Here is an 11,801-nt window from a genome sequence, read left to right as displayed (position 1 = left end):
GGCGTCGTGGCGGTGGATCTTTCTTATCAACATTCCGGTCGCCGCGCTGGTCATGCTCGTAACCGCCCTCCATGTGCCGGAGACCAGCGCTCCCAACCGGGTGCCCGGGTTTGACGTGGCCGGCTCGATCCTGGCGGTGGCCGGGCTCGGCGGTTCCACCTGGGCTCTGATCTCGCTCGGTGACCGGGGGCCGGGGGCAGTCGTCGCGGCCGCCGGCATCGGGGGCGTGCTCGCGCTCGTGGCCTTCGTGTTCGTCGAACGCCGTACCGCAAACCCATTGATACCTCCTCGGATCTTCCGGTCGCGCCAGTTCACCGCCGCCAACGTCGTGACGTTTCTGGTCTACGGCGGCATGTCCGGTGTCTTTTTCCTGCTGGTTGTGCACCTGCAGCAGGTCGCAGGTTTCTCCCCGATCGCCTCCGGGACCGCCTTGATCCCGGTGACCGCCCTCATGCTGCTGCTTTCCGCCCGCGGAGGGGCCCTGGCCCAGCGGATCGGCCCGCGACTCCCGATGAGCCTCGGGCCCCTGATCATCGCTGCGGGGATGCTGCTCATGGTCAGGATCGGTTCCGATGCGAGCTACGTCACCGATGTGTTGCCCGCGGCCATCGTGTTCGGCCTTGGACTGGCCCTGACCGTGGCGCCGCTTACCTCCACCGTGCTGTCGGCTGCGAAGGACTCCATGACCGGGATCGCTTCAGGAGTGAACAACGCGGTATCCCGGGCCGCCGGCCTGCTAGCGGTAGCTGTGCTGCCCGTGGTCGCGGGCCTGACCGGGGATGCCTACCGGGACCCGGTGGCGTTCGCGGCCGGCTTTCGGGTCGCCATTACGCTGAGCGCCGCTTCGGTTGCCGTCGGTGGGATCATCGCCTGGCTGACGATCAGCAACGACGTCCTGCGGGTGGACGAACCTCCTGCAAAGCCCAGGATGCACTGCGCGGTGTGCGGCTCTCCGCTGGAACCGACCGATGATCTGGCGCCGGCCTCCTGAGGTCCCGGACGTAAAGCCCCCGGCCGTCCGAGCCGGGGGTTCCTACGCCGGGCGTCAGGTAACGGTGATCCTGGTTGCCATGTCGTCCTCACCCGGGTCCTCTACGTCCGAGGTGTGAGGCTTGCAGTACAGGACGTACTCCCCCGGCTCCTCCGGGATGGTGACGATCTTCGAGCTTCCGCCTACGAAACCCTCGTCGATATCCAGGCCGTCCACGGTGAACGTGTGGAAAAACGGGTCGTCGTTGTCCACGAAGACCTTGCTGCCTGCTGCGACCTGATAGGAGTCCTCTCCGAACTCGAAGTCCTTCATCGCGATCGTGGATTGGGCCTCGTCCGCCGAGGCGGTCGGTCGTGTAAAGAGGTTGAGCGCCGCCGACACGAGGGCCAGCAGGGCAACCAGGCCCAGGACGACTTGGATTCCCCGGCGCTCCCCCGCCTCGGGCCGGTCGGTTAGCCTCCCCTTCCGAGCGGCCAGCAGTGCAGCGATGCTTGCTCCGATGGCAATCAGCGCACCCGGGAGGACCAGAATGCCCGGGACGAAGTCAAAAAAGGAGGCCGGCTCAGCCAGCCCAAAGGCGGTCCAAAACATCGCCATCCCGACCAGCACCCCGGCAAGGATGCCGACGAACTTGGACCAGGTTCCGAAACGCCAGACGAGGAAAGCTCCCAGAAAAGCGATTACCGCTACCCCGAGAAAGAACACCAGGTCCTCGCTGATATCCAAACCGAAGAGCAGCCCTGCAATCAGCATGAGCGTCGGGCCCAGGCCGGCCAGAACAAGACCAAGTGAAGCCAACCGTGTCCATTTCGCCTTTGCGGGTTCAGCCATCTTCAACCCCTTTCGAAGCTCAACGTGGACCTGAAATCTTAGGGTTCGAAAGGTGTTTGTGAAAGAGATTGTTTGGCAGGCGCCTCAGATGCTTGTCGGCGGGCCGAATGCGAAGGAGAATCGGTGACCGGCCCATCAATCGACCGGGGATGTGATCCGTGACGGTCATCGAGAACAGCGTGCACATCGACCGGACGCCCGAAGACGTTTTCGATTACCTGGTAGACCTGCGAAACGAGCTCGAGTGGAACCCGGACGCAGTATCGGTGGAGAAGACCACCGAGGGCCCTCTGGGCGCCGGCACCAGGTACCTGGCCAAGTGGAAACAAAGCGGGTTGGTCGAAGTTGAATGTACGCGTTACGACCGGCCAAAGAGTTGGAGCCACGTCAACGGGGGGTCGCTGGCGGTTGCCCTCGATGCCACGGTCACACCTCAAGATGGCGGATCGTTGCTCCAGGTCCGCTTCGACGCCCGCCCGAACGGAATGTTGAAGCTGTTCTTCCCGGTCCTGGTGCGTCTATTGAGACGTTCCGAGCGCCGCACCATGAAAAACATCAAGGTAGCGCTCGAAGGTCCATCCAGGCGTTGAAGGCCCGGACGTGATCCGCACAGCGGCCGTCTTGTTGTGGTTCAACGGGCTGGGCTTTGGAATCTGTTGCCTGCCGGGCATCCGGAGTTTGTCGTTGGGCCGTGGCATCCCAACGATCTTTGGTTTTCCGGCCTACGGACGAGGCCCGTTTGAGCGCCTGGGGATTACCACGACGGTTCCACTTCTTTCTGCGTTCCTGCTCGTCTGCGTGCTGGAGTGCGTCGCCGGTTGGCTCCTCTGGAACGCATCGACCACCGGGGCCGTCCTCGCACTAGCACTTCTTCCCCTGGGGGCGGTGTTTTGGTGGGGCTTCGCCTTGCCGATACCGCCGATGTTCGCCGTCGTTCGAACCCTTCTCCTCGCTCTGAGCTGGCGGAGCTTGAGGTAGGAGGAACGTAGGTCGCCCGACATTCAACAAAAAAGAGCCACCCGGATCTTGGGGGCCCTTTTTGCTTTTAGAGGCATTTCTGCGGTGTCGGAGAGGGGATTTGAACCCCTATGAGCTTTACGCTCACTAGGCCCTCAACCTAGCGCGTCTACCTAGTTCCGCCACTCCGACTCGGTCTCGATTATAGCGACGGTTGCGCTCCCGCTTGGACGCCGCCCTACGACGGGCGGAGCTCCCGGAGAATCGGGTCCCCGAATATGTCAATCCTTGCGCTGCCGCCCGTGCCCAGGCCGTCGGCAAACGCCAGGTGGTCCAGGCCGAACCACATCGGGATGATCGGGACGTCCCGGCACAGGATCTTGCCCGCGTCGGTGTAGGCGGCGGCCCTTTCGGTGTCCCCGACGGTCGCCCGGGCCTTGTTCATCGCGGCGTCGAACTCGGGGCTCGAGTAGCGGGAGAAGTTGTCCAGGCTGGACGACGAGAAGAGCGGAGCAAAAAGAGACTCCGGCGACGGGTAGTTGACGGACCACGCCAGGCGGAACGGTCCATCGGCGCCGGTGCCGCTCAAGAAGTCGATGTAGGGGTCCCACTCGGCGGGCTTCAGGACCCCCCGGATTCCGAGGTTTTCGTTCCAGCGCTCGAGAACCGTTTCCAGCCACTGCTCGTGCCCCCCGCCCGAGTTCAGGTAGACGTTCATCTCCTCCGGCACCGTGACCCCCGGCTGACCCAGGGCGTTCTTGGCTGCGTCGACGTCCGCGCCCTGGGCGCCGACGTCGGCACACACGCCCGCTCGGGCTCCCGGCCCCACGCTGGCCGGGAGGAACCCGTTCGGCGCCTCCCTGGTGTTGCCCAGCAGTCCGCTGATGATCGACTCCCGGTCCACGGCCAGGGCCAGTGCCTTGCGCAGGTTCGGGTTGTCGAACGGCGCCTTCTTGATCGGAAGTCCGATGTAGGCGACGTGACCGTTCGGCCCGCTCGTCACCCTGTCCTCAACTCGCCTTGCTTCCGCAAGGTCCGATGGGGGCACTGGGCTGACGTCGACCTCGCCGTCGTCCAGAAGCTTGTAGGCCTCCTCGTCCGACTCGACGTACCGGAAGCTGAGCGAGCGGGCCTCTCCCCTTCCGTCACTGTCGACGAGCTTGATCCCATCCTCGCCTCCGGCCTCGTCGGCGCGGTAGGGGCCGGTGCACACCGGCCGGGCGGCAAACCCATCGGCGGAGGCTTCGACGGCTTCCTTGGGCACCACGGAGCCGGCAATCACGTTGCTCACGATGCTCGAGAACTCGGCAAACGGTTCGGTGAGCTCGACTTCCAGCGTCTGCGGCGAGGGCGCCTTGACCCCGGCCAAGACCGGGCTGCGGCCGGCCCTTACGTCGGTGTAGCCCAGGACCTTGTCGAGAAGAAAGTGCTGGGTCGAGCCCGTCGCGGGGTTCGCCAGGCGGGACAGCGAGTAGACGAAGTCCTCCGCCACCACGTCCCGGCCGTTGTGGAACTTGGCCGGCCGAAGCTGGAAGGTGACCTTCCTGGCATCGGGCGCCACCGTCCACGACTGGGCGAGGCCGGGCTCGAGAGCACCGGTGCGAGGGTCGAACGCAACCAGGGTGTCGCACAACTGGGAGACGATGATCGTCCCGGAGTTGGTGGTGATCTTGTGCGGGTCCAGGCTGCCCGGCGCAGTCAGGGCCATCGTCAGGTCGAATTCGGCCGCCCGGGTCGGCTCGGGCGTCGCCCTGTCCTCCTCCGGCCCCCCGCACGCGCCTGCCACCAGGAGGCTGGAAATCAGGAGGGCGAGAAGTCGCCGGGAGGGCACGAGCACTCTTCGGACTGTACCAGCCGTCGCAGCCGAAACCGCGCAATTCCGGGCTATGCGGCGGGGCCTACCCGGAAGCCGACGCGTGCCGGAGAAGCGGCCCGCCGAGCAGGTCGAGCTTGCGCTCCCCCTCGAACCCGACCTTGTCCGGGTTCATCACCCAGTGGCTCACCGATGTCCACAGCGGGATGGCGGGCATCTGGTTGCACAGGGCGTTCTCCGCCTGGACGTAGAACCGCTCGATGTCCTGCGGGGAGGTGGCGGTGCGAGCGCTCCCGATCCGGCCGTCGAAGACCTTGTCGGAGTAGCCAAGCAGGTTGCGGTCGGACCCGGTCCGGAAGAGGTCGCCCAGGAACTGGTCGGGCAGCGGCAGCTCGATGTCTGTTGCCATCACCCAGATCGCCGGGGCTGGGCCCTTGGCCTTGAACGACGCGGCGATGTCCTCGCCCTCGAGCGCCTGCGGGGTCAGCGAGATCCCCAGGCCGTCCTTGACCTGCAGCTGCAGGGCCTCGGCGACTACGCGGCCGGTCGCCCTCGGGTCGTAGATGAGCGGGATTGCCGGGCCGGCTTTGTAGCCGGAGGCCGAGAACAGCTGTTTGGCTTTCACCGGGTCGCCGATGCGGCGGGCGAAGTCGGCGCAGGTGGAGTCGATCCCTGTGCCGTAGCCGCCGGGCAGCCACCTCGTCGCTGGCCGGCGCTGGTCGCCGTAGGCGGCGTCGATGATCACCAGCCGGTCGATGACCAGCGAGAGTGCCTGGCGAAAACGTGGGTCGGCGGTGGCCGGGTTCGCCGGGTCGAAGGCCAGAAAGGTGATCTGAGGGGTCGACCCGCTGGTGTACCCGGCCCCGGAGGCCTGGGCTTCCGCGAGGCGGCTGTCGGGAACCGGAGCGATGTCCACCTGGCCGGTCCTGTACCCCTGGTAGGCGTCCTCCGGCGTCTCGTAGGACCGGACCAGGATCCGCTCGGCCAGACCGGCGCCGCGGCTGAGGTAGGCGTCGTTGCGGCTCACGCTTTCCGTGGTGCGGGCCAGGCGGAGGTCGTCCCCGGCCAGGCCCTTCTCGACGACGTACGGTCCCGCACAGACCGGCTGGGCGCTTCCGTCCGGGTTGTCCTTGAGCGACTCGAGCGAAACTGGGAGCAGCGCCGGGTGGGATAGGACGGTCGGGAAGTCGGAGTAGGGCTCGGTCAGGTTGATCTCAACAGTTAGATCCTCTGCTGCTCGCACACCACTGAGGTGCGTTGCCGTTCCCGCCTGGACCTCGGCGAACCCCTCGACCTTTGAGACCAGCCCCGCCCAGGGGCTGGTGGTGGACGGGCGGGCCACCCGGGACAGAGCCTCGCGGACGGCAGCCGAGGTGACCGCCGTGCCGTCGTGGAAGGTGAGGTCGGGCCTCAGGTCGACCCTGACGCTGCGGGCGCCGGTCTCCAGGGTCCAGCCGGCGGCCAGCGCCGGCCGCGGAGCTCCGGAGTCCGGGTCGAGCCCGACCAGGCCGTCGCAGGCGGTCCGCAGAAGGTTGAGGGCGGCGGAACCGGAGGCCCGGGGCGGGTCCAGCGTGCCGATCTGGGAAAGCCCCACGACTATCGATCCGCCGCTGCGGGTGGAGGAGTCCCTGTCGAGACCCACCCGGGAGCACGCGCCGAGGAGAACTACGACTAGAAAAAGTACTACGGGTATTGGTGCGGGCCTCAACCCTTCATCATGAAGGCGAGCGCGAACGTGGTGGCCGTGAAGATCAGCGCGGTGGTGATCGTCATCCGGTCCAGGTTCTTCTCGGCAACCGTGGAGCCGCCCAGTCCGCCTGCGCCGCCGCCCCCGCCGAACATCTCGGAAAGGCCTCCGCCACGACCGGCGTGGAGAAGAACGAACAGGATCAAAAGCAGGCACACGATGAGGTGCAGCCCAATTACGAGGTTAAGAAGCATGGGATCCTAGCTGGTCGATAGAAAGTCGGGTCAGTTTATCACTCGAACATCACGATCCGGGCGAACTGCACCGGGTCGAGGCTGGCGCCGCCCACCAGGGCGCCGTCGATGTCCGGCTGCGCCATGAGGTCGTCGACGTTGCCCGGGTTCACGCTGCCCCCGTACTGGATGCGCACCTGGTCCGCCACGTCCGGGTGGTGGTCCCGGATTACGGTGCGGATCACGGAGATCGTGTCCTGGGCGTCGGCCGAGGTGGCAGTCTTGCCGGTGCCGATGGCCCAGATGGGCTCGTAGGCGACGACCGTCTGGGCGATCTGCTCGTCGGTGAGGTTGGCCAGACTGTGGATGACCTGCCACTCGACCTTCGAGTTGGTGAAGCCCTCCTCCCGTTCCCGCAGGGTCTCCCCCACGCAGCAGATGGGTGTCAGCCCGTTCTTGAAGGCGGCCTTGACCTTGATGTTGACGATCTCGTCGGACTCCTGGAAGTAGTCCCGCCGCTCGGAGTGACCGAGGATCACGTACTTGACGTTCAGCTTGGTCAGCATCGGGCCCGAGATCTCGCCGGTGAAGGCGCCGGCGTCCTCGTGGTACATGTTCTGGGCGCCGACCGCCACGTCCAGGTCCTCCGAGTCGACGACCGTCTGCACCGACCGCAGTGCGGTGAACGGCGGGCAGAGAACGACGTCCGACCGGTTGAGGCCCTTCTGCTCCACCCGGTTGCGGAACTCCTCCACGAAGTGGATGGCCTCGATGTGCGTCTTGTTCATCTTCCAGTTCGCCGCCATTATCGGCTTGCGGCTCATCAGTCCCGGCCTTTCATGAGTGCGGCCACGCCGGGCAGCACCCGGCCTTCCAGGTACTCCAGCGATGCGCCTCCACCGGTCGACAGGTGGTCGACGCCCTCCTCCAGCCCGAACTGGGCCAGGGCGGCTGCTGAGTCCCCTCCGCCGACGACGGTGAACGCCTCGGCGCCGGCCACGAGCTTGGCGACCTCCCGGGTGCCGGCCTCGAAGTTCGGCCACTCGAAAACGCCCATCGGGCCGTTCCACAGGATGGTCTTGGCCACCCGGATCCACTCGCTGAACCGGTAAACCGTCGACGGACCGATGTCCAGAGCCATGGAGTCGGCCGGAATCTGGTCCACGTCGACCACGGTCCCCTCGGCGTCCTCCGAGAAATCCCTGGCGACGACGACGTCGTCGGGCAGGCCCATCTGGACCCCGGCCTCCTCGGCCGCCTTCAGCACGCCCTTGACCTCGTCCAGACGGTCGGCCTCGATGCGGGACTTGCCCACGTCGTGGCCCTGGGCGGCCAGGAAGGTGTTCGCCATGGCGCCGCCGATGAGGATGTTGTCGGCCGACGTCAGCAGGTTCTTGACGATGCCGAGCTTGTCGGAGACCTTGGACCCGCCCAGGACGACCACGAAGGGGCGCTTGGGCCTGGTGAGGAGCGTCGACAGGACCGACACCTCTTTGTGCAGCAGTAGGCCCGCGGCGCTGGGAAGCAGTGCCGGCACTCCGGCCACGGAGGCGTGTGCCCGGTGGACGGCGCCGAAAGCGTCGCACACGTAGGCGTCGGCGAGCGAAGCCAGCTCCTGGGCGAACTGCGGGTCGTTGGCCTCCTCCCGGGGGTCGTAACGCAGGTTCTGCAGCAGTGCCACGTCGCCGGGGGCCATGCCCTCCAGGTCCTCGGCCGGGCCGTTGGCCGCCTCGGTCAAGCGGACCGGCTTGCCCAGAAGGTCCGCCAGAGCCCGGGCCACGGGCTCCAGCGAATACTTAGGGTCCACCTGGCCCTTGGGGCGACCGAGGTGGGAGCACAGGATCACGGTGGCGCCCTCGTCGAGCAGCCGGCGAATGGTCGGCAGCGCGGCGTTGATCCGCATCGGGTCAACGACCTTGCCGTCCTTGAGGGGGACGTTGAAGTCCACCCTCACCAGTACGCGCTTGCCGTTTACATCGAGGTCGTCGAGAGAGGGCAGGCTCAAGCGCCCACCTTCGCCACGAGGTCGACCAGACGGTTGGAGTAGCCCCACTCGTTGTCGTACCAGCCGATGACCTTGACCATGTTGCCGTTGGCCATGGTCGACAGCCCGTCGATGATGCAGGAGGCCGGGTTGCCGACGATGTCGCCCGAGACGATGGCGTCCTCGGTGTAGACCAGGCGGCCCTTCCAGTTGTCCTGCTCGGAGGCCTTCTTGTAGGCGTCGTTGACCTCGTCGACGGTGACCTCGCGGTCCAGCACGCAGACCAGGTCGGTGACGCTGCCGTCGGGGACCGGGACCCGCATCGCCATGCCGTCGAGCTTGCCCTTGAGCTCGGGGATGACCACCGAGAGGGCCTTGGCGGCGCCGGTGGAGGCCGGGACGATGTTGCGTGCTGCCGACCGCATGCGGCGCAGGTCCGGCTTGCCCTTACGGGTCAGCGCGATCTGGTCTTGCAGCTGCTGCTCGGTGGTGTAGGCGTGGATCGTCGTCATGAACCCGGACTTGATGCCGAAGCTGTCCATGAGGACCTTGGCCATCGGAGCCACCGAGTTTGTGGTGCACGAGGCGTTGGAGATCACGTCGTGCTTTGAGCCGTCGTACTCGTCCTCGTTGACGCCCAGGACGATCGTGACGTCCGGGTCGCCGGAGGGGGCGGAGATGATGACTTTGCGGGCGCCGGCCTCCAGGTGTTTGGCGGCGCCGGCGCGGTCGGTGAAGATGCCGGTGGACTCGATGACAACGTCCACGCCTAGCTCCTTCCAGGGAAGGTCGGCCGGGTCACGCTCGGAGGTGACCTTGATGGTGTGGCTGCCGACGTGGATGCCCTCGTCGTCGACGGTGACGTCTTCCTTCATGGTGCCGTGGGTGGTGTCGTACTTCAGCATGTGCGCCAGGATGTCCGGCGAGGCGATGTCGTTGACCGCCACTACTTCCACTCCGCACTCCGGGTTCTCGAGAACCGAACGCAGAAAAATCCTTCCGATGCGGCCGAAGCCGTTTACCGCCACCTTTACAGTCATTCGCCTACCTCCGTGTCGGCCAAATTTCGATGCCCGGGCGCGTTGCTCGCCAAAAGTAACGGCCTTTAGACCGGGCGGTAATATGCATTATCAACGAAAACGCCCCGCCAGTCGGGGGGACACCCCCCGACTCCCCCCCGAACCCCCTTACTTAGGCTGAAAATGACACAGTCACGCACTCCTGAGCCGGAGTCTGGGCCAGCCCCGGCGCCCTTCTCGGAACGCGTCCCGCAGACCGTCATCGAGGTCAGGGACCTGGTGAAGCGATACAAAAAGTCCGACACGAACGCGGTCGACGGAATCAGCTTCGAGGTGAAGGAGGGCGAGTTCTTCGCCCTTCTGGGCCCCAACGGCGCCGGTAAGACGACCACCATCTCGATCTTGACCACGACCCTGCTCCCCACCTCCGGGACGGTGAAGATCGGGGGCTACGACTCCAAGTCGCAGTCAAACCAGGTTCGGAGCCAGGTGGGCATCGTCTTTCAGCAGCCGAGCCTGGACCTGGCGCTCACCGCTGAGGAGAACGTCCGCTTCCATGCGATTCTCTACGGCCTCTACCCCTGGCGTCCGGCCTACCGGTTGATGCCCGCTGCGTACAGGGCAAGGTTCAAGGAGCTGTCCGACGTCCTCGGGCTGAAGGCTGAGATGTTCAAGCCGGTAAAGCGGTTCTCGGGCGGCATGAAGCGCAAACTCGAGATCGTCCGCAGCCTCATGCACCGGCCGAAGGTGCTGTTCCTGGACGAGCCGACCGCCGGGCTGGACGCCGACTCCCGCCGCAACCTCTGGGAGTACCTGAAAGAGATCCGTGAGAAGACCGGCGCAACCGTGTTCCTAACCACCCACTACCTGGAGGAGGCCGAGGAGGCCGACACCATCTGCATCATCGACGGGGGCAAGATCGTCTCCTTCGGTTCCCCGGAGGACATCAAGAAGGACCTGGTGGAGGAGTACCTGCTGGTCACCCCCTCGGACCCGGGGGCCCTGACCCGGGAGCTGGAGAGCCTCAAGATCGAGTTCATGCCGGGCCGGGAGTTCAAGGTGCAGCTCAACGGGACGACCGTGCACTCGATTCTCAAGTCGATAGACACCCCGCTCACCAGCGTCCGGACCCACCTGCCGACCCTGGAAGACGCCTACATCGCCGTACTGAAGAAGCCCGATGCACCAGGTTAACGCGATCCTTTCCATCGCCCAGCGGGACTTCATGAAGCTGCTGCGGGACCCGGCCCGCCTGGTATCGTCCCTGATCTTCCCGCTGATCTTCATCACGGTCCTCGGAGGGTCGCTGCAGGCCAGCTTCGGCAACGCCGACTTCAACCTGCTCACCTTCACCTTCACCGGGGTGCTGGCCCAGACACTGTTTCAGTCGGCCGCCAGCGGCGTCATCTCCCTGATCGCCGACCGGGAGGAGGACTTCAGCCAGGAGATCTTCATCACCCCGATTTCCCGCTACTCGATCATTCTCGGCAAGACGGTCGGCGAGACGATGGTTGCGCTCCCCCAGGGCCTGGCCCTGGTGATCTTCAGCTTCATCCTGGACGTCGGGATGACCATCCCCCGGGCGCTGGCGCTCTTCCCGGTCGCTCTCGCGGCAAGCCTGCTCGGGGCCGGATTTGGCGTGATCGTCCTGTCGAACCTGCGCAACCAGCGGTCGGCCAACCAGGTCTTCCCGTTCCTGCTCCTGCCTCAGTTCTTCCTGGCCGGGGTCTTCAACCCGATAACGAACCTTCCTCCGGTCCTGGACTTTTTCTCCAGCCTGGCACCTATGCGCTACGCCGTGGACCTTCTGCGCTCCACCTACTACTTCGGCAGGAACGAATACGACGAAGTGGTCCTCCTCAACCCGGTCACCAACCTGACCGTCATGGCCATCATGTTCGGCATCTTCCTCGCCATCGGCACCGCGCTGTTCGTTCGTAAGGAACGCAACCGCTAAGCACCCCTGCCGTCCGGGGCCTACTCTGGGGCATGGACAAATCGCACTACTGGTTCAAGCGCAAGCGTTACGGCTGGGGATTCATCCCGGCTACCTGGCAGGGCTGGGCGGTGGTGGTGGGGTACATGATCGTCGTGCTCGCACTGGTCCCCGCCTTCCTGGACGCCCCGGAGGCAGTGGCCGCCAAGGAGGCCGGGTTCTTTGTGATCCTGTTCACCGCCGCCACGGCAGGACTGATCCTGATCTCCTTAAAGAAGGGGCCGCGGCCCCGGTGGCGCTGGGGCCGCAAGCCGGGCGACAACCCGGACGAGGACTTCTAGAGGGCTTCG

12 protein-coding genes and 1 tRNA gene are annotated in these 11,801 nt (G+C 65.7%); 5 read left to right on the top strand and 8 right to left on the bottom strand.

Features of this window, described 5'->3' with window-relative positions:
• On the top strand, positions 1–991 hold a 991-nt coding region (locus VFV09_11110), incomplete at its 5' end, for an MFS transporter (protein ID HEU4868264.1).
• A 54-nt stretch (positions 992–1,045) separates the two neighbouring features.
• Here the strand turns inward: VFV09_11110 and VFV09_11105 are convergent.
• Positions 1,046–1,822: a cupredoxin domain-containing protein gene (locus tag VFV09_11105; protein HEU4868263.1), complete on the bottom strand. Its 777-nt coding sequence runs from the start codon at positions 1,820–1,822 to the stop codon at positions 1,046–1,048.
• A 158-nt stretch (positions 1,823–1,980) separates the two neighbouring features.
• On the opposite strand from VFV09_11105, the gene VFV09_11100 reads away from it, so the two are divergent.
• Positions 1,981–2,412, top strand: a complete 432-nt coding sequence (locus VFV09_11100; GenBank protein ID HEU4868262.1) for an SRPBCC family protein — start codon at positions 1,981–1,983, stop codon at positions 2,410–2,412.
• Between the two features lie 473 nt (positions 2,413–2,885).
• Here the strand turns inward: VFV09_11100 and VFV09_11095 are convergent.
• From VFV09_11095 to gap, 7 genes are all read right to left on the bottom strand, one after another.
• Positions 2,886–2,971, bottom strand: a tRNA-Leu gene (locus VFV09_11095).
• Positions 2,972–3,017: 46 nt separating this feature from the next.
• Positions 3,018–4,616, bottom strand: a complete 1,599-nt coding sequence (locus VFV09_11090; protein HEU4868261.1) for an ABC transporter substrate-binding protein — start codon at positions 4,614–4,616, stop codon at positions 3,018–3,020.
• Positions 4,617–4,677: 61 nt separating this feature from the next.
• Positions 4,678–6,234, bottom strand: coding sequence for an ABC transporter substrate-binding protein (locus VFV09_11085; GenBank protein ID HEU4868260.1), 1,557 nt, complete (start codon positions 6,232–6,234; stop codon positions 4,678–4,680).
• 62 nt (positions 6,235–6,296) lie between these two features.
• The gene (secG, locus tag VFV09_11080; GenBank protein ID HEU4868259.1) at positions 6,297–6,533 is read right to left on the bottom strand and encodes a preprotein translocase subunit SecG; all 237 of its coding nucleotides are present in this window, start codon (positions 6,531–6,533) and stop codon (positions 6,297–6,299) included.
• Positions 6,534–6,571: 38 nt separating this feature from the next.
• Positions 6,572–7,339 carry a triose-phosphate isomerase gene (gene tpiA / locus VFV09_11075; GenBank protein HEU4868258.1) on the bottom strand — a complete coding sequence of 256 codons (768 nt, stop codon included), beginning with the start codon at positions 7,337–7,339 and terminating at the stop codon, positions 6,572–6,574.
• Positions 7,336–8,517 carry a phosphoglycerate kinase gene (locus tag VFV09_11070; GenBank protein HEU4868257.1) on the bottom strand — a complete coding sequence of 394 codons (1,182 nt, stop codon included), beginning with the start codon at positions 8,515–8,517 and terminating at the stop codon, positions 7,336–7,338. The genes tpiA and VFV09_11070 overlap by 4 nt, the downstream gene beginning before the upstream one ends.
• A complete protein-coding gene (gene gap / locus VFV09_11065) occupies positions 8,514–9,536 on the bottom strand; it encodes a type I glyceraldehyde-3-phosphate dehydrogenase (GenBank protein HEU4868256.1) in 1,023 nt (340 codons plus the stop codon). Before gap ends, VFV09_11070 begins: the two co-directional genes overlap by 4 nt.
• A gap of 162 nt (positions 9,537–9,698) precedes the next feature.
• Between gap and VFV09_11060 the strand changes: the two genes are divergently transcribed.
• The 3 genes from VFV09_11060 to VFV09_11050 are packed head-to-tail and all read left to right on the top strand — an operon-like array spanning position 9,699 to position 11,792.
• Positions 9,699–10,709, top strand: coding sequence for an ABC transporter ATP-binding protein (locus VFV09_11060; GenBank protein HEU4868255.1), 1,011 nt, complete (start codon positions 9,699–9,701; stop codon positions 10,707–10,709).
• Positions 10,696–11,472: an ABC transporter permease gene (locus tag VFV09_11055; protein ID HEU4868254.1), complete on the top strand. Its 777-nt coding sequence runs from the start codon at positions 10,696–10,698 to the stop codon at positions 11,470–11,472. The genes VFV09_11060 and VFV09_11055 overlap by 14 nt, the downstream gene beginning before the upstream one ends.
• Before the next feature lie 32 nt (positions 11,473–11,504).
• The gene (locus VFV09_11050) at positions 11,505–11,792 is read left to right on the top strand and encodes a hypothetical protein (GenBank protein HEU4868253.1); all 288 of its coding nucleotides are present in this window, start codon (positions 11,505–11,507) and stop codon (positions 11,790–11,792) included.
• Positions 11,793–11,801: the final 9 nt, after the last annotated feature.

The organism is Actinomycetota bacterium (genome assembly GCA_035759705.1).
Taxonomy (GTDB): Bacteria; Actinomycetota; CADDZG01; order JAHWKV01; family JAHWKV01; genus JAJCYE01.
Note: the sequence above shows the minus strand (reverse complement) of the source record. Positions and strands in the feature narration are given on the sequence as shown.

Coding starts and splice junctions, on each gene's coding strand:
- VFV09_11055 (HEU4868254.1), top strand. CDS start 10,696: ATGCACCAGGTTAACGCGATCCTTTCCATCGCCCAGCGGGACTTCATG.
- VFV09_11105 (HEU4868263.1), bottom strand. CDS start 1,822: ATGGCTGAACCCGCAAAGGCGAAATGGACACGGTTGGCTTCACTTGGT.
- VFV09_11060 (HEU4868255.1), top strand. CDS start 9,699: ATGACACAGTCACGCACTCCTGAGCCGGAGTCTGGGCCAGCCCCGGCG.
- VFV09_11050 (HEU4868253.1), top strand. CDS start 11,505: ATGGACAAATCGCACTACTGGTTCAAGCGCAAGCGTTACGGCTGGGGA.
- secG (HEU4868259.1), bottom strand. CDS start 6,533: ATGCTTCTTAACCTCGTAATTGGGCTGCACCTCATCGTGTGCCTGCTT.
- gap (HEU4868256.1), bottom strand. CDS start 9,536: ATGACTGTAAAGGTGGCGGTAAACGGCTTCGGCCGCATCGGAAGGATT.